We start from the raw sequence: 17723 nt of genomic DNA on the forward strand, positions 1-17723 counted from the left end.
TTTTGTTGCGTTCGAGACCTTTTGTGCATTCTTGGATTGCAGCCGGTAATAGGTCTGCGATGGACTTTCGCTGCTCCTCGTTGAGCAGCGGCAGCGTTCTTCGCTATTCGCTATACAATCTGTCCGGCTTGTTCGTGTAAACGCGAATGCTTCCTTGGAAAACCGCAGAAGATCGGGGAATTCGCCAACAGGATCCGATAACCTGCCAAAATTTGGATCTGGCACCGCTAAACGGAGTTGGGTGGGAGAAGTTAACCTTTCGCATACTGGACAACATTCCTTTTTTGACTTAAAGCACATCCAACTGACAGGCACCGGTTACGTGCCCGTGATTGCTTCTGAAGAAGCTGCTGCGTGCGGCGCAGACCAAGGTTGGCAGAAGGACAATGGCCAATAATGCAAATGTGCATTATTTCCCGGCTCCGTAAAGGCGATATGGGGGATAATGCTGCCATTGTGCAGCATTATCTGCCTCCTTGCCGCTATCCGCCCGCTGAACGAAAAAAAATCCTGCACAATCGCAGCAATATCGGGAAACAGGTTCTTCTGCTTCCGGCAATGCTGCATTTATGCAGGAATTATGGCCAGCCGCAGGTCATGCCCCCGAAGCTAATGTCCTCAACAATTCGAAAATTGCTCTTCCTTATCTTTTCAGATTCGGCGTAACGTAAATCTGTCCTGCGTAAAACAGGATTCTCCAAATCTGATAGCAGACTTAAAGGAATGTCACCGCAAATAAAGAGGCGGTTCCAAGTGAATTTCCACCTTGGTTCCGCCTCTTTTATTTCCGGGCTGGGAGCTCGCCAACTGCTTAATCGCAAACCTCAGCCTTGCCGGCATCCGTCTTCGTGCGGAACGACGAACCGCAGCCGCAGGTCGCGGAGGCGTTCGGGTTGTCGATCGTAAACCCGCCGCCCATTCCGGCGTCCTGATAGTCGACCTTCAGGCCGTTCAAGTATTTCACGTCGTCTTCGGAGACGACCACGCGCACGCCGTTCATGTCCAGCGTCCGGTCGCCTTCCTGTTCCTCGTTGTCAAAACCCATCGCGTACGAAAAGCCGCTGCAGCCGCCTTCCTGCACGCCAATGCGCAGAAAAAGATTCGGCAGCTCGTTCTCCTCAAGCATTTCCTTGATGCGCGACAGGGCGGGATCGGAGATGGTGATCATCGGGTGTTCCTCCTTGTATGGTGAATTGGCCGGACAGCCGGCCCCTTTTTTACTTGATAAGCATTCTCAGCTTTCTCTTTTCAGTATACCCCCTTTTCCGGCACGGCTCAACCCGCCTTCCGCATGGCCGCCGCAAGCAGCTTCCCCGCCCTTCAGCAACCACACCCACATTTCTACTGACCCCCAAGCAGTTCCCCGCCCTTCAGCAACCTCCCCCGCATTTCTCCTGACCCCCAAGCAGTTCCCCGCCCTTCAGCAACCTCACCCGTTTTCTCCTGACCCGCAAGCAGCTTCCCCGCCCTTCAGCAACCACCCCCGCATTTCTCCAGCCCTGTTGCTTTCCATTTTCACTTTTCGTACACGCCTTATTTCCTATTCCACAACGATCTCCGTACGCATTAACCAATCCTTTTTTAGGAGGTCCGCAATTTTTTGGTTTTCCGCAACCTCGCCCAAGCCTCCGATTTCCCTGACGTCATCCTCAAACCACTCCATAGCTTGCAGGAGATTCTTTCGGACCATCGCAAAATCTTCCACACAGCCGTATTTCATTAAATGCTTCTGTTTGGTTTCATCCAAAAAATGCAGCTTGTTGGCACATCCGCCCCAAGTAATTTTATCGTACGCCGTCAAAAGCAACGAGCTATGAGTATCCATCAAAATACGCAAGACAGCGTTTAACTTGAAAAAATCTTTACGCGCAAAATATTTGGCAGTCATCTGTATGTGATACCAATAGGTCCTGATGAGCTTCTGAATGTCATCCCGCCATAGCTCTCCTTTTGTCCCTGCATGGAGTAATGCCTGCACGCTGCCGTTCTTATCAAATACAATATCCCGCGGTTGTAATGCGCTGTAATGCATTCGGCACATAAAGTCGTCTATGTATTCCTGATTTAGGAGGAAAACATCATATTGAAGCAAGCGTTGATTCTGCTGAAGAATATAACCGTAGTTTTTGATGGCGTGGCTGTTAAACTCCTCCGGCCAGCACAGGATGACTTCTTCACATACCCCGCCAAGCGTATCTGTAAGATTTTCATCCACAGCCGTAAAAAAACTCCCCTCCACCAAAAAAACAATGTCGATATCCGAGTAATCGTCCGTTGTCCCATGTGCGGCAGAGCCAAAATACCATGCCCCCAGCACGCCTTGTTCCGCTTTCATGACTGTTATAAAGGCGTTGTGTACAAGTTGAAGTTCTTTTAACATGACTTGTCCTCCTAAAGAAGTGCTTCCTGAAAACCGGCTTTTCCGAAGCTGCGCGATCAGCGCAAAAAACATCCCCATTCAACAACGCCTTATTTTTTCATCGGCACGATTTTATCAAAACGGTCTGCGCTTATAAAGGACTTTGTTACTTGCAACCAAGAGAACAACCTTCGCGGATTGGGGGTTAGCGGCGATTTGCCCCCTCCTCCTTGAAACCTTTATAATAGAAAGCGAGAATCGGGTTCTTGGAGCCCGCGCGAGAAAAGGAGTGCTTCGATGAGCATTGTCGTCCCATCGCCCGAAAAACGCATGGCCGCCATACACGAGAAGGTGGAGAACGGCGAACGGCTGAGCCTGGAGGAAGGCGTCTTTCTTTACCGGTCGGACGATCTGGCGGCGCTCGGCATGCTGGCGAACAAGGTCAACCTGCGCAAGAACGGCAAAAAGGTTTATTTTATCGAGAACATGAGCCTCTACTTCACCAACGTCTGTGAAGCGCGCTGTGCTTTCTGCCACTACCGGCGCGACGAAGGCGAAGAAGGCGCGTTTACCCACACCCCGGAGGAAATGTTCGCCTACATCGACGAGCATTTGCAGCCCGGCATGCGGGAGTTTCATATCACGGGCGGGCATAACCCCCATGTTCCGTTCGACTACTACCTGGGGTATGTGCGGGCGCTCAAACAGCGCTACCCGGACATCACAATCAAAGCCCACACGGCGGCGGAAATCGAATTCTTTTCCCGGCTGAGCGGCATGAGCTACAAAGAGGTGCTGCTCGCCCTGATGGACGCGGGGCTGTCCACCTTGACCGGCGGCGGCGCGGAAATCCTGTCGGAGCGCTACCGGCAAAAGATGGGCGTCGGAAAAGCGACGACCGACCAGTGGCTGGAGGTCCAGCGGACGGCGCACCGGCTTGGCATGAAAACGCACGCGACGATGCTGTACGGCTCGATCGAAACGCTGGAGGAACGCGTGCAGCATATGATTTACCTGCGTGAGCTGCAGGACGAAACAAACGGCTTTATGGTCTTTATTCCCAACTCCGTGCAGCCGGCCTCGAAATCCATGGGGCTGAAGCGCCGCGTGTCGGCCTTCGACGACCTGAAAACGATCGCGGTCAGCCGTCTCATGTGCGACAACATCCCGCACATCAAGGCGTATTTTATCAACCTGGGCACGCAGATCGCCCAGATCGCCCTGCACTTCGGCGCATCCGACGTGCACGGTACCATCGTGCGGGAGCGAATCAGCCATTCGGCCGGCGCGCTTTCTCCCGAAGGGCTGACCAAAGGCGACCTGGTGCACTTGATCAAAAGCGCGGACCGGATACCGGTGGAGCGCGACACCTTTTACAACGAAATCACCGTTTATTGAGCCGGGCGGCCGGCTTGATGGAGGGCCCGGCGGAAACCGGGTCCTTTCCCGGCGGACTTTCATGAAACCGTTTTGACGAAAAAAGGGACAGTTGGCGGACATACCAATCTACAGCCGTCCCCGGGCGGCTGCAAGGGGCGTGGTTGCGGTGCGTAAAGTGGTCATTGCCGGCGGCGGGTATGGAGGAACGACCGTCGCGGCGGAATTGCTGAACAACAATCTTCCCGATGACGTAGAAATCACCTTGATCGACCGTCTTCCTTATCTCGGACTCAAAACGGAATATTATGCGCTGGCGGCCGGAACGGTATCGGATTCGGCTATCCGGGTCCCTTTTCCGGCGGGGCCCCGCCTTCGCAAGCAGTACGGGGATATTCTCGCCATCGACCCCGAACGCCGGATGGTGCTCATGCGGGAAGGCGATCCCGTTTTGTACGATACGCTGGTAATCGGACTTGGCTGCACGGACAAGTACCACAACGTGCCCGGCGCGCCCGAGCATACGTGCAGCATCCAAAGTCTTTCCGCCACGCGGAAGACCTACCAGCGGCTGGGCGACGTAAAGCCCTACGGTCAGGTGACGATCGTAGGCGGCGGCCTGAGCGGCGTAGAGCTGGCTGCGGAGCTGCGGGAAAGCCGGGCGGACCTCAACATCCGCATTTTGGACCGGGGCGAAAGCATCCTCTCCCCTTTTCCGGAAAAGCTGCGGCGGTACACCCGGGAGTGGTTTACCAAACATGACGTGGAGCTGCGGGCGCATATTTCTATCGTGTCGGTAGAGCCGGGCGTGGTGTACAACCGGGAAGAAGCGATTTTGTCGGATGAGGTGGTCTGGACTGCCGGCATCCAGCCGGCTGAAGCGGTGCAGCAGCTGGCCGTCACGAAAGACGCAACGGGGCGCGTGAAGCTGAACGAATTCCATCAGATCCCGGCGTACCCGGACGTTTATGTGGTGGGCGACTGCGCCAGCCTGGTGTACGCCCCGAGCGCGCAAGCGGCGGAAGCCCAAGGCAAGCAGATCGCCGAGGTCATTCGGGCCGGATGGAAAAACGAACACCCCCGCTTGGGAAAACTCAAGCTGAAAGGGGTGCTCGGGTCGCTCGGCAAGAAGTCGGGATTCGGGCTGATGGGCGATAAAACGGTGCTGCTCGGCATGGTACCGCGCACGCTGAAAAGCGGCGTGCTCTGGAAGTCCAAGCATCATTTCGGCTGATTCTTGCAGCCGAACGGTCCGGGCCCTGCCCTCCGGCGAGTGTAAAAAAGCCCGGCAAGCCGGGGGCGGAGTTCCCGCCTGAAGGGCAAGGAACGAACGCAAGCCACGGCAGCCGGGGGCGAGGTCCTTCCCTGAGGGGCAAGCCCCTTTTTTCTCCCCGCTCCCGCCTCTTTACTTCCCAGGCACTCCCTTTTCTCACTGCCGGAGCGGTAAGTTCTCCAAACAAAGAGGTGCGAACGGTTTGCGCATAAGGTGCACTGCAACCGGTAACGGTTGACGCAACAGCTATTCGCTTTCCGTAAAGGTTACCGAAAAAGAGCGGTCGCCGTAGCAGGCAGTTGCTTACAAGAGAGGCACCCCGAAGCTGCAACGATTGGGCCGGAACCCATTTGCTTCAAAATGAGGCATCCCGAAAGACGCGCCATCAGCAGCCATTTGCTTCATTTAAGAGGCTCGCAAAAATGTAACGGTTGCCACAGCGGCTATTTGCTTCAAAACGGGGCTTCCGAAAATGTAACGGTTGCCACCGAGCTTATTTTCGTTTTTTTGCTTGATTTCGCCTGTTTTTTCCCAAATAAGCGCTGTGGCAACCGTTAGAATTTGAAAAGGGGCTTTTTGGGGCAAATAAGCGCTGTGGCAACCGTTAGAAACATAACGGGCTCGCGGCGAAGCTTGCGAGTTGCCTGCAAGAGGGCAGCACCGCATTAATCCAGCATGAGCTTGTCCCACTCTTCGAGCTCCCGGATTTTTGCCAGGATGGCTTCATAGAGAGCGTCGGCACTCTCCGCCGCGATAATCTCGCCGTTTACAAGCGCGTAAGGCTCGGCAAAGCATTGGCCGCAGTTGCCCAGGCAGCCGTATTCGATCACATCCCAATCGGGGTTTTGCTCCAGCTTTTCCATAACCTCATCGGTTCCGTGAAACAGATTGGACGTGCAAAATTCAATGATCGGACGCATGGTTCACATCCCGCTTATTTTAATTTTCATCCAATTGTAATATAATAAACAAAGGAAGGAAAGGAGTTGATATCAGATGAGCGAACAGACCCAAATGAGCCAGTACGATCAAGTGCAGGAGGTTCTCGACAAGCTCCGCCCGTTCCTGCAACGCGACGGCGGCGACGTAGAACTGGTCGACGTCGAAGACGGCATCGTCAAACTGCGTCTGCAAGGCGCTTGCGGCAGCTGCCCCAGCTCCACGATTACGCTGAAGGCGGGCATCGAACGCGCCCTTATAGAGGAAGTCGAAGGTATCGAAGAGGTTATGCAGGTATTCTGATCCTGCCGAGCCTTTTGCAAACGGAAAGAGCCCCATATCGGGGCTCTTTTTTTGCTGCCATCTGAAGTAGCGCGGATGGACGGCGGGGGAAGCCGGTGTCTGGCAAGCGAAACCCGGTGGCAGCGCGGATGGACGGCGGGGGAAGCGGTGTCTGGCAAGCGAATACCAGTGGCAGCGTGGCGAATGCCGCAGCTGGCGGATGTCAGGCCTACCAGCACCTCCCGCCCCAGCCGCTTGCGGCTACCGTTCCTGCTCAGGCGCTCCCTCCAGATAACGAAACGAAGCGATCAGCGCCTTGCAGGCGACTTCGTACCCCTGCGCCAGCTCGTTCAGCTTCGCGTCCAGGTCCTCGACCGGGGTTCGTCCCGCCGCGGGAAGCAGCTCGTAATCGTCCGCCAATTCTTCGTTCATGGCATGGACCTCCAGATTGCGCTGCCGCTTGAGCCGGAGCATCGGGTCCTGGTAGCGGAGCTTCAGCTCGTACAGCTGCTGCTCCAGTCCGGCTGCCTTCCGCAGCTTGCGCATGCGCCGCAGCACCGTAAAATAGGAATAGTTTTCCTTGTCCCGCTCGGTTTCCAGGCGAAGCTGAAGGTTCAGAAACCCGCCCAGCTTGTCCAGCGTGGAAAAGATGCGGACCAAGGCGTTTTTGTAAAAATACACATGCCGGTGATAATCGTCCAGTTGGGCCCGGTCCATCTCTTCCATGTACCGGGCGGACGTCACCTTGTCTTTGAAGCGGATACAGGCGTACATGCTTTGCTCCAGCTCATCGAGCGACCGGAGCAGCCCGTGAGCGAGAATGCTCAGCCGCCGCTGCCGGCTTTCGGCGTCGGCCTGCGGCCGGCCCGCCCGTACCGCCCCGGTCGAAGCCGCGGGGCCGCGGGCGGGGACGGACCGCGGCGCGCCGGCCGCCTCGTGCCTTGGCGCGGGCGCTGACCTCCCGGCGCGGCCGGGCCGCTCGACGGTCAGGGGCACCGTGTCCCCGTGCCTTTCCGTGTAGCGGTTAATGCGCCGCGCGGCTTCTCCATACAGCCCTTCGTCGGCTCTTCGCTCTTCTCCGAACAGAAATCGCAGCATGCCTACCCTCCTCAGGCTCCGGGAAAATACTCTTTCCAGCGGTTGTCCACCAGCTGGACGACGTCCTCGCGCGGGAACAGCTCATCCGGGTACCCCGGCTTCATCCGCGCGTCGATGACGATCGGCAGCCGGTAGCTCAAGCGGTGGCGTTCCACCGTGTTCGCCGCGTAGATGTCGGCGGCCGGGTTGAAGCGCGTGAACACCGTCCAGAGAAACGCCGTCTGGCTTCGCGCGGCTTCTGCGGCGTCGTCCACCAGTATGACGAGCGGCCAGTCTCCGAGCCGGTCGCCTTCCGTAAGCGCGATCCGCTCGGCCAGGCCCGGATCGTCCGTATACGCCGCGCCCGAGACAAGCAGGCAGCCGCGGCAGTACACGGCGGCGGACCGGATGCCCGCAAGCTGGCCGCCGGTATACGCGGCCGGCAGCTCGCGGACCGGCTCGCCCACGCCGAGCAGCACGGCTTTGCTGCCGTGGTTCAGCCGGTGGCCGGTGTAATCCAGCGTATCGTGCGAGGTGTGGTTGAGAATAAACAAATCCTGCGCCGGATCGAACCGTTCGAGAACGGTTTCGAGCAGCTGCGGGAAGTTGGCCAGCTCGACCGGCCGGTCGGTCACGATCAGGAACTTGGTCAGCGAGAGCTGGCCTTCTCCGAGAATCCGGAAGGCCGACACGATCGCTTCACGTTTGTAGCTTTCCCGAACGACAGCCGCGGCAAGCGCGTGAATGCCGGATTCGGCGTAGGCCCACAGGTCGCGGACGCCCGGCATCACCATCGGGTACGCCGGGGACAAAAGCCGCTGGAGAAACTCGCCGAGGTAATAGTCCTCCTGCTTCGGCTTGCCGACTACGGTTGCCGGATAGATCGCGTCCTTGCGGTGATACACCCGGTCCACCTGAAGGACCGGGAATTCATGCGCCAGCGAATAGTAGCCGTAATGGTCGCCGAACGGCCCTTCCATGCGGCGCACATGCGGCGGCACGCTGCCCCGGATGGCGAATTCGGCCTCGGCGACCAGCCGGTGCCCGCCTTCCGGCGCCTGCGTCATGCCGAGCCGCTCGCCGAGAATCAGCGAAGCGAGCAGCAGCTCCGGCAAAAACTCCGGCGCAGGCGCGATCGCCGACGCGATCAGCGCGGGCGGGCCGCCGAGAAAGACGGTGACGGGCAGCGCCTGCCCGCGCTCTTCGGCCGCATGATGGTGAAAACCGCCGCCTTTGTGGATTTGCCAGTGCATGCCGGTGGTATGGCCGTCAAACACCTGCATCCGGTACATGCCCAGGTTGTGTCCGCTTTTGTCCGGATGCTCGGTATAAACAAGCGGAAGCGTAATAAACGGCCCCCCGTCCTCCTGCCAGGACGTAATGGCGGGAAGCTTGGTCATGGGCCGGTCCTGGTCGCACACCTGCAAAACCGGCGCCATGGAGGCGGGGACAGGCTTATGGCCTACCTTCAGCAGCTCCCAAAGCAGCCCTTTTTGTCCCCAGACCGCTTTGGGCGTAGGCGGCAGCAGCGTCTCCAGCGCCCCGACCGCCTGCTTCATCAGGTTTTCCGGACGCGGGCCGAAGGCGAGATTGATCCGTTTTTCATTGCCGAACAGGTTGGTGATGACCGGAAACGTGCTTCCTTTGACGTTTGTAAACAGCAGAGCAGGCCCTTCTTCTTCCATGACGCGGCGGTGGATCTCGGCGATTTCCAGGTTCGGGTCGACCGGCGCGTCGATGACAGCCAATTCGTTTTCCCGACGCAGAGCGCCGACGAACTGACGCAAATTACGATGCATAGAGAGGCTCCTTTATGGGTATGAATGCCTCAATTATAGCGTTTTTGCCGGAGGAGCACAAAATGAAAAGGCGTTTCCCGCTTCGATGGAAGCGGCGAAACGCCCTGCGGCCGGCAGGCGGCCGTTATCTTTGCGGGGAACCTCTGCCCAAACGGCGGAAGCGGCCCCGGCTTTACTTGGCTTGCCCGAGGGATTCCGCCACCTGCAGCGATTTGTCCAGGTAGGCTTCAATCTCCGCGCGCGTTTTTCTCAGCTTGCTTACGAACCGGGTGACTTCCTGGCCGTTCGCAAAGAAGAGGAAGCTCGGAATGCCCATGATTCCCAGCCCGATGCTCAGGTCCGGCAGCTCGTCCCGGTCCACTTCGATAAACTCCAGCCGGCCGGCATAAGCCGCTTCCAGCTCCGGCATAAAAGGCTCGATGTACCGGCAGTCGCCGCACCATTCGGCCTTGAACACCGCGACGGTCGGCTGCGGACGCGCGACGCTTTCGCGGAACGCTTCTTCCGTGTGCACTTTTCTCATTCGGCACTCCCCCTGTCTGATTTAAAACAGGTATATCACGGCGTCCGGCCGAAGTCAAACGGGATGAAGATCCGGGGGATCATCGCCGGCTAGAGCCGGAAGCCGGCCAGACGGCCGAGCTTGCCGAGCAGCCGCTGCACCGCTGCCGGATACGTCTTGATGTCCTCCCTCGTCACGACGCGGGTTACCCCCAGCATGACCGGGTAAAGCACGCCGACTACGGCGCCGACGAGACAGGATTGAATCAGGAAGTCGATCCGGTACGGAATGCCGCTGATCCACAGGCCGGACAGCTTGGCGGTCAGCCAGCCCGCCAGGGAGACCACGCCCGCCGAGAACAGCAGACGGACCCATTTTTTCTTCGGGAAGGTGACAAACCCCGGCACCCGCTGCTTGAGGCTCCGGTCGTTCAGCCAGGCGATGACGATAAAACAGAGCGCCGTCCCGGTCATGATGCCGTAGATGCCCCACAGCGGAGCCAGCGCGTAGCTGAAAATCAGCTTGACGGCGATTCCGATCACGAAATGGCCGACCAGCGGTTTCAGCACGCCCATCCCGGTGAGGATGGCTCCCGAGGTTTGCATCAGGATTTGAAACAGCGCCGTCACCGTCAGAAAGGCGATGAGCCCGCTCCCGTGGTCGTTGCCGAACGCCAGCGAGTTGATCGGCACCGCTCCGACGGCGATCAGAATGACAAACGGCAGGCCAGACAGCACGGCGAGCTGCAGGGCGCGGCCCGCCTGGCGGGCAACCAGCCGGTTGTCGCCTTTGGCAAAGGCCGCGGACACGATCGGCACGATCGACTGGCTGATCGCGACCGCGAGCACGATCGGCAGCCCCGCCAGCGATTGGGCCCGTCCGCCGAGCTGGCCTAGAATGTTCTGGGCCGCCGCGTCGCCAAGCTGTCCGATCAGAAGCGGCTTGACAATGGAGGAGTCGATGAAGTTGATCGCCGGCACGGTGGCGGAATAAAGCACGATCGGCACCGCGATGACGAACAGGGTCCGGTAGATGTCCCGGTAGCGCAGCCGGGCGGCGGCTTTGCGCTCCCGTTCGGTCGCCACCAGCCCCTCCTGCTCATCCTGCCGGCGCAGCTTGCCCAAATAGAAGAGCAGCACGACAATTGCCGCCAGGGTGCCCATCACGCCGCCGAAGGAAGCCCCGGTTACGCCCCAGGACAAGCCCCAATCGAACACGTGAACGAACAGGTACGCCAGCAGGACGGCCGTAACCACCCGAAGGATTTGTTCAAAAATTTGCGACAGCCCGTTCGGCATCATACTCCGCCGCCCCTGGAAATAACCGCGGATAATCGCGGCAAGGGGAAAGAGCATAAGGGCCGGCACCAGGGCGCGAATCGGGGCGACGGCGGTGAGGTCCTTGCTGGTCGCCGCCTGCACGGGCGCATACAGATAGAGGAAAATGCCCATCAGTACGCCCGATACGAGCGCGAACCAGACCGCCGCGGTGAAAATCCGGTCGGCTTCCGCTTTCCGGCCGAGTTCCATCCTTTCGGACACGAGCTTGCTGACCGCGCTCGGCAATCCAGCGGTGGCGATCGTAAAAAAGATAAAGTAGATGTTGTAAGACACCGTATAGGTGCCCATCCCGCTGTCGCCGAGCAGGTGCTGCAGCGGGATGCGCTGGACAAAGCCGAGAAACCGGGCCACGAAAGCGGCGAGCGTCAGGATGATCGTGCCTTTGACTAACGAATCCTTGGACAAGCGAAAGCCCCTTCTTCCTTATGAGTTGCTTGGACGCGATTTAAGCGGTTCGAGAGGCTCGTTAAACCCGTAAATCGGAAGCGCTCCGTGCTTCGGCGTCGCCCAGCGGATGGCGTTGCAGATGACCCTCAGCACGTTTTCGTTGTAATAGGTCGGATAGGTTTCGTGGCCCGGACGGAAATAGAAAATCTTCCCTTGGCCCCGGTGATAGGTGCAGCCGCTGCGGAACACTTCCCCGCCTTCAAACCAGCTGACGAACACCAGGTCGTCCGGAGCGGGGATGTCAAAGTGTTCCCCGTACATTTCCTCATGCTCCAGCTCAAAATAAAGGCCGATGCCTTCGGCGATCGGATGCGCCGGATCGACGACCCACAGCCGCTCCTTCTCGCCGGCTTCCCGCCAGCGCAGGTCGCAGGTCGTGCCCATCAGCTTTTTGAAAATTTTCGAAAAATGCCCGGAGTGCAACACGATCAGCCCCATGCCCTTCAGCACACGCTCGTGCACGCGCTCGACGATGGCGTCGGTCACCTGATCGTGGCCTTTGTGAGCCCACCAGATCAGCACGTCGGTATCCTTCAGCACTTCTTCCGTCAAGCCATGCTCGAATTGGTCCATGGTGGCCGTGCGGACTTCAAAGTCTTCGCTGGCGATGCCGTCCGCAATCGCCTTGTGAATGCCCTCGGGGTACACGTCTTTGACCGTGCTGGTCTCATCCCGTTCGTGCAAATATTCGTTCCAAACCGTTACCTTGATCATCTCGGATCACCTCATCGCGGATTGTGGAATCAGAAAAGAATCCAAATAAAGAACAGAACAATCATAATGATTTGCAGGAATATCTTGACCACCGCGTTCGAGAAAAAGCCGACCAGCGAGCCGATGCCCGCTTTAAACGATTTTTTCGGTCCGGCGCCGGTGGTCAGCTCGCCAAGAAAAGCCCCGAGGAACGTGCCGAGAATAAGACCGAGAAACGGCAGGACAAAGGGGCCGATGATCAGCCCGACCGTGCTTCCGATGACGGAAGCGCGGGAACCGCCGAATTTTTTCACGCCTAGCGCGCTTATCACATAATCCCCGACAAAAATCGCCACGAAAAAAGCCGTCTGGATCGACCAGAACCAGAAGCCGAAGGGCTCGAACCCGAAAAACCAGCCGTACACGAAAAAGGCGGCGTACACCGCCACAACGCTGGGCAAAACCGGATACACCGTTCCCGCCATCCCGATGGCGAACAACGCGATAATGATGATCCAGCCGATAACGGACAGCAAAGGTTATCCCTTCTCTCCAAAAATATAGTGGCGAATGACCTGGGCCACGCCGTCTTCCTCGTTCGTCCCCGTCACCGCGTCCGCCGCCTGCTTCACCGCCTCCTGGGCGTTCCCCATGGCGACGCCAAGCCCGACCGCCTCGATCATCCGCAAATCGTTCAGGCTGTCGCCGCAAGCGATGACCTGTTCCATGCCGATGCCGAGCAGCTCGCATACCTCGCGGATTCCGCTGGCTTTGCTCACTCCCTTCGGGTTGATTTCGATGTTGAACGGATGCGAGTTGGTGATCTCGTACCGGTCCTGCGCCTCCACAAGGGCGCGTACCCGGGCAAGCACCTCCGCGTCTTCCGAGTAATAGCCGAATTTCAGCCACTGGAATGCTTCGATATCGTCCACCCAGCGCTCCGCGTTAAACATGCCCTCGACCGTATAGGCCCAATGCCAGATGCTGTGCTCTTCGGCCAGCCGGAGCAGGTCGCGGATCCAGTCTTTTTCCATCTCATGCCGCGTTTTCAGCGCGCCGGGCGCTTCCCAGACCTCGCCTCCGTTCACCGAAACCATCGGCGAACGAAGGTTCAACTCTTGCACGAAGGGCTCGACGCTCTGCACGCCCCGCCCGGTGGCGAACATGACGGTGATTCCGTGCTCGATGGCCCGGTGGATCCATTTGCGGTTTTCCGGGGAAATCCTCTTGTCGTCGGTCAGCAGCGTGCCGTCCATATCCAGCGCGATCAGTTTGTACTCGGTCATCTCTACCTCCGTCTGTTGTGGCTGTCTGCCGCTTTATATCGGCGCCGCGCGAGGGGCGCCGGATCGAAGCGCCGGACCGCCTGAAGCGGCCCGGCCGGTGTTCTCCGTCAGCCGGTTACCGATACGCCGCGGCCGGAAGCCTGCGGCAGCATGTACGCGGAGTGCCACAGCGCAAACATGTAGATCACCCACAGCCGTCGCGCGTAGTCGCCTTGGCCGCTGCGGTGGCTGGCCAGCATCCGCTCGACCGCGTCAAACCGGACGAAGTCGCCGATGCCTCCCGCCTCGATCTGCTCCAGAAGCTGCGTTCCGCGCGGGCCGCGCAGCCAGTCGCGCATCGGAACCGGGAAGCCCAGCTTCGGCCGGTTCAGGATAAAGTCGGGAATAATCCCTTCCATTGCTTTACGGAATATATATTTCGTGGTTCCGCCTCCAAGACGATAGTTCACCGGAATTTTCCGCGCCACCTCGAACAGCTCCTTGTCCAGGAACGGCACGCGCAGCTCGAGCGAGTGGGCCATCGTCATCTTGTCGGCTTTCATCAGGATGTCTCCCGGCAGCCACAGGTTCATGTCGATGTACTGCATGCGGGTCACCGGATCGAGTCCGCGGGTTTTGGCGTAGTAGTCCGCCGCGATTTGCAGCGGGTTTTTGTAGGTCCCGAGCAAGTCGGCTCCCTTTTGCAGCACGCCGGCCTTCATGTCCTCGGTGAAAATTTTGGCGTTGCCCAGGAAGCGTTCCTCCAGCGGAGTCGACCCCCGCAGGATGAAGTTCCGTCCCGGCGTGCCGGCGGGCAGAACCGAAGCCAGTCCGTGCACGGCGCGCTTCAGCGGAAGCGGCAGCCAGGAGAGCGCCCGCAGGGAGCCCGGCTCCCGGTAAATGCGGTAACCGCCGAACAGCTCGTCCGCCCCTTCGCCCGACAGGACCACCGTGACATGCTGGCTCGCCAGCTCCGCCAGATGATACAAAGCGATGGCGGACGGGTCGGCCACGGGCTCGTCCTGGTGCCAGGCCGCTTTTGGCAGGCTGTTGAAGTAATCGTCTTCGCTGATGATTTTGGCGTAATGGTCCGTCCCGATCGCCTTCGCCGTCTCGGCGGCAATCACCGTCTCGTTGTTGGCCCCTTCGAAGCCAACGGAAAAGGTCTTGATCGGCTCGAACATCCGCATGTGCGCGGCCATCGCCGTCGAGTCGATGCCGCTCGACAGGAAGCAGCCCCGGTTCACGTCGCTCACCAGGTGATGCTCGACGGAATCGAGCAGCTTGGCGCGGATTTCTTCGACATAATCGCCGAACGGCCGGTCCGTCGGCTCGAACGCCGGGTCCCAGTAGCGGACCTCGCTCATCTTGCCGTCCGCCGTCACTTTCAGGTAGTGGGCCGGACGCAGCTTTTGAATGCCTTCGAACATGGTGTCCGGCTCCGGCACGTATTGGAAGGTCAAATAGTTCATGAGGCTTTCCGTGCGTACCGCGCGGCGGACATTCTCCGCTTCCAGGATGCTCTTGATCTCCGAACCGAACACAAGCCGGTCGCCGCTGAAATGGTAGTAAAACGGCTTGATGCCGAAATGGTCCCGCGCCGCGAGCATGATCCGCTTCCGGCGGTCCCAGATGGCAAAGCCGAACATCCCGCGCAGCATTCCCACGCAGGCTTCCCCATATTCCTCATACAAGTGGACGATCGTCTCCGTGTCGGAATGGGTCCGGAACACATGCCCCCGGTCCTCCAGCATAGCGCGGAGCGCCTTGTAATTGTATATTTCGCCGTTGAATATGATCCAAACGGTTTCGTCTTCGTTGCACAGCGGCTGATGTCCTTCCCGGATGTCGATGATCGACAGGCGGCGGAAGCCGAGCCCCACGCCGGGTTCGGTCAAAAATCCGGTATCGTTCGGACCCCGGTGGGCGATGACGTCGGTCATGCGCTTCAGAGTCTCCCTGGACGGAACGTTTCCGTCAAACAACATCATTCCTGTAATCCCGCACACGTTAACCACTCTCCACATTTTCCGAAAGCCCCGTTGCCGGAGCCTTGCCGTTATCTCTTTGGTCAAAAGACCGCGCCTTAGGACGATTTCACGATAAATAAGTATACCATACGCCTACCGGGAAGGAAATTCGCCAATCTTCTTTTTATTTCGGGGCAAACAGGGTAAAGTGGAACTGAATCAGGGCACAGGCAATCAGGCAGGAGGAGATCGTACATGATAAAAGGATTAACGACAGCCGGCATCGGCGGGTTTGCAAGCTTGGAAGCGTATGCGGCTGCGGCCGCGAAGTACGGGTTCGGCGCGGTGGACACGGACGGGGGCGAAATCCGCCGGCTGCTTGCGGCTAAAGGAACGGAAGGCGCGCGCGAGCTGCTGGAAGGGTTGGGCGTGCGGATCGGCAGCATCGGCCTGTCCGTGGAGTGGCGGGCCGGAGAGGAAGCGTTCCGCGCCGGACTCGCCGGGCTTGCGGCCGACGCGGAAGCGGCCGCGGCGCTCGGCTGCACGGCCTGCTGTACCTACGTGCTGCCCGCCACGGACCTGCACCCGGTCCGGTTTATGGCCCTCGCCACGCGCCGTCTGCGCCAGTGCGCACAAATTCTGGGCGCCTACGGCATCCGGCTCGGACTGGAGTTCGTCGGCCCGCATCATCTGCGGACCGCCTGGAAGCATCCCTTCCTGTGGGAGCCGGACCACTTCCTCGACTGGTTTGACGCCATCGGAGAGAAAAATATCGGTTATTTGTACGACGCCTACCACTGGCATACAACGGGCGGAACGGCGGATGACATTCGGAAGCTCCGGCCGGAGCAGATCGTCCATGCGCATATCAACGACGCCAAGCCTGTTCCGGTGGAGGATGTTCTGGACAACGACCGCCTGTTCCCCGGCGAAGGAGCAATCGACCTGGCGGCTTTCGTACGCTCGCTGGACCAGATCGGCTACAAGGGCGTTATTGCCCAGGAAATTTTGACACCGGGCCCGCTTGCAGGCACGCAGGACGAGCTGCTGGCGCGTTCGGCGGAAGGGTTTGCCCGCGTATACCGGGCGGCGGGGCTGGAATAACCGACGGCCGGCGCTCCCTTCTCCACAGCGGCGAGCTAAACGCGGGGCCGAGAGCTCGCACGCGGGCGGCATTCGCGGCGGCAGACAGCGGCGGAGGTTATCGTTGCGCGCGCGACGTAAAAACGGCCTGCTTTACACAGGCCGCTGAAGAACAAATCGCGCTTTTTCCATAAACATTTGCAAGCAAACTGTATATAGGCATGCCAAGCGCAAAAGAGGGCGCCGTGAACCCAAAGGATGGGAACGGCGTCCTTCTTTTTGGATCTTTTCATCTGACCGCCGGCGAAAACCCGCAGTTGTACATATGGACGGGACGGCTGGTGTTCCGCTCACATCCCCACTTGAATGATCGCCACAACCGCGCCGCCGAAAACCAGCACACTGAACAAAATGCCCTTGTCCTGGTAAAGCAGCGCTTCCGGCTTGCCGCCTTTTCCCAGGATGTGAATCAGGTACAAGTACCGGAACATGCCGTAAATGACAATGGGGATGGTCAGCATCAGATAACCGGAGTTGCCGGAAAGGAAGGTGTAAAGGGAGTAGCTCATGATCGTCATCGTTGTCACGACGCCTGACATCTGGTTGAGCAGCGATTCCGAATACGAATCCAGCACCTTGCGATGGGAGCCTTTGGCGTGCTCGAGCAGCAGCAGCTCATGTCTGCGTTTGCCGATGGCGAGGAAAAGCGAAAGCAGAAACACGCACATGAGGAACCAGGGCGTAAAACGCGTGCCGATCACCACCCCGCCGGCGACGGCGCGCAGGACGAACCCGGCGGCGATCACCATCAAATCCAGGATGACGACCTGCTTCAGCTTCAGGGAGTACAGCACGTTCAGAAGAAAGTAAAAGGACAGGAGAAAGCCGAATTCCCCGTTCAGGTAAAAGCCGAAGCCGAGCGAAGCCGTCAAGAGCGCCGCCCCGAAGGAAAGCGCCAGAAACGGATTCAGCCGTCCCGACGCCATCGGCCGCATGCATTTATCCGGATGTAGCCGGTCGGCTTTGCGGTCGACAAAATCATTCATGATGTAAACGCAGCCGGAAGTGAAACTGAACAGCACGAAAGCGATCAGATCAAGCGAAATCCCTTCCACATTCAGCTTGTCCCGGGAAAAGGCGAGCGCCCCGAAAACGAGCAGGTTTTTTGTCCATTGGCGCGGGCGAAGCTGAGTCAGCAAAAGCAGCAGCGTGTCGATGAAGGCGACTTTCCTTGGCAACCGTATCGTTTCTTTGCCCGCTTGCATCGCTCGGCCTCCTTAGGTTCGATTGATTCGCTTGCTCTCCCTTTGGCTCTTC

Annotated in this window: 16 protein-coding genes; 4 read left to right on the top strand and 12 right to left on the bottom strand. The window is 58.9% G+C overall.

Annotation, left to right across the window (positions count from 1 at the left end):
• Window positions 1–811 precede the first annotated feature (811 nt).
• Window positions 812–1168: a HesB/IscA family protein gene (locus tag AC6I6H_RS02185; RefSeq protein WP_497950527.1), complete on the bottom strand. Its 357-nt coding sequence runs from the start codon at window positions 1166–1168 to the stop codon at window positions 812–814.
• Window positions 1169–1540: 372 nt separating this feature from the next.
• Window positions 1541–2380 carry a nucleotidyltransferase domain-containing protein gene (locus tag AC6I6H_RS02190; protein ID WP_497950531.1) on the bottom strand — a complete coding sequence of 280 codons (840 nt, stop codon included), beginning with the start codon at window positions 2378–2380 and terminating at the stop codon, window positions 1541–1543.
• A 276-nt stretch (window positions 2381–2656) separates the two neighbouring features.
• On the opposite strand from AC6I6H_RS02190, the gene mqnE reads away from it, so the two are divergent.
• Both mqnE and AC6I6H_RS02200 read left to right on the top strand, forming a co-directional pair.
• Window positions 2657–3757: an aminofutalosine synthase MqnE gene (gene mqnE, locus AC6I6H_RS02195; RefSeq protein WP_497950535.1), complete on the top strand. Its 1101-nt coding sequence runs from the start codon at window positions 2657–2659 to the stop codon at window positions 3755–3757.
• Between the two features lie 148 nt (window positions 3758–3905).
• The gene (locus tag AC6I6H_RS02200; RefSeq protein ID WP_497950540.1) at window positions 3906–4970 is read left to right on the top strand and encodes an NAD(P)/FAD-dependent oxidoreductase; all 1065 of its coding nucleotides are present in this window, start codon (window positions 3906–3908) and stop codon (window positions 4968–4970) included.
• Between the two features lie 704 nt (window positions 4971–5674).
• Here the strand turns inward: AC6I6H_RS02200 and AC6I6H_RS02205 are convergent.
• Complete coding sequence (locus AC6I6H_RS02205) at window positions 5675–5929, bottom strand: YuzB family protein (RefSeq protein ID WP_497950545.1); 255 nt, start codon at window positions 5927–5929, stop codon at window positions 5675–5677.
• A 76-nt stretch (window positions 5930–6005) separates the two neighbouring features.
• Here AC6I6H_RS02205 and AC6I6H_RS02210 point away from each other — a divergent pair, with 76 nt between their 5' ends.
• On the top strand, window positions 6006–6251 hold the full coding sequence (locus AC6I6H_RS02210) for a NifU family protein (protein WP_497950549.1): 246 nt from the start codon (window positions 6006–6008) through the stop codon (window positions 6249–6251).
• A 240-nt stretch (window positions 6252–6491) separates the two neighbouring features.
• Here AC6I6H_RS02210 and AC6I6H_RS02215 read toward each other — a convergent pair whose 3' ends face one another.
• The 8 genes from AC6I6H_RS02215 to asnB form a co-directional block, all read right to left on the bottom strand.
• A complete protein-coding gene (locus AC6I6H_RS02215) occupies window positions 6492–7328 on the bottom strand; it encodes a Cthe_2314 family HEPN domain-containing protein (protein WP_497950553.1) in 837 nt (278 codons plus the stop codon).
• Between the two features lie 11 nt (window positions 7329–7339).
• Complete coding sequence (locus AC6I6H_RS02220) at window positions 7340–9106, bottom strand: UbiD family decarboxylase (RefSeq protein ID WP_497950557.1); 1767 nt, start codon at window positions 9104–9106, stop codon at window positions 7340–7342.
• Between the two features lie 172 nt (window positions 9107–9278).
• Window positions 9279–9629, bottom strand: coding sequence for a thioredoxin family protein (locus AC6I6H_RS02225; RefSeq protein WP_497950559.1), 351 nt, complete (start codon window positions 9627–9629; stop codon window positions 9279–9281).
• Window positions 9630–9718: 89 nt separating this feature from the next.
• Window positions 9719–11353 (bottom strand): putative polysaccharide biosynthesis protein, encoded by a 1635-nt coding sequence (locus tag AC6I6H_RS02230; RefSeq protein ID WP_497950561.1) that lies wholly within the window; start codon window positions 11351–11353, stop codon window positions 9719–9721.
• 18 nt (window positions 11354–11371) lie between these two features.
• The gene (locus tag AC6I6H_RS02235; RefSeq protein WP_497950565.1) at window positions 11372–12109 is read right to left on the bottom strand and encodes a ThuA domain-containing protein; all 738 of its coding nucleotides are present in this window, start codon (window positions 12107–12109) and stop codon (window positions 11372–11374) included.
• A 29-nt stretch (window positions 12110–12138) separates the two neighbouring features.
• Window positions 12139–12621 (bottom strand): DUF456 domain-containing protein, encoded by a 483-nt coding sequence (locus AC6I6H_RS02240; RefSeq protein WP_497950827.1) that lies wholly within the window; start codon window positions 12619–12621, stop codon window positions 12139–12141.
• Between the two features lie 6 nt (window positions 12622–12627).
• On the bottom strand, window positions 12628–13374 hold the full coding sequence (locus tag AC6I6H_RS02245) for a Cof-type HAD-IIB family hydrolase (RefSeq protein WP_497950567.1): 747 nt from the start codon (window positions 13372–13374) through the stop codon (window positions 12628–12630).
• Between the two features lie 107 nt (window positions 13375–13481).
• A complete protein-coding gene (asnB, locus tag AC6I6H_RS02250) occupies window positions 13482–15362 on the bottom strand; it encodes an asparagine synthase (glutamine-hydrolyzing) (protein ID WP_497950570.1) in 1881 nt (626 codons plus the stop codon).
• Between the two features lie 216 nt (window positions 15363–15578).
• Here asnB and AC6I6H_RS02255 point away from each other — a divergent pair, with 216 nt between their 5' ends.
• Complete coding sequence (locus AC6I6H_RS02255) at window positions 15579–16427, top strand: sugar phosphate isomerase/epimerase family protein (protein ID WP_497950575.1); 849 nt, start codon at window positions 15579–15581, stop codon at window positions 16425–16427.
• A gap of 329 nt (window positions 16428–16756) precedes the next feature.
• On the opposite strand, the gene AC6I6H_RS02260 is transcribed toward AC6I6H_RS02255, so the two are convergent.
• On the bottom strand, window positions 16757–17671 hold the full coding sequence (locus AC6I6H_RS02260; protein ID WP_497950578.1) for a decaprenyl-phosphate phosphoribosyltransferase: 915 nt from the start codon (window positions 17669–17671) through the stop codon (window positions 16757–16759).
• Window positions 17672–17723: the final 52 nt, after the last annotated feature.

It is taken from the genome of Gorillibacterium sp. sgz306347 (genome assembly GCF_059735245.1).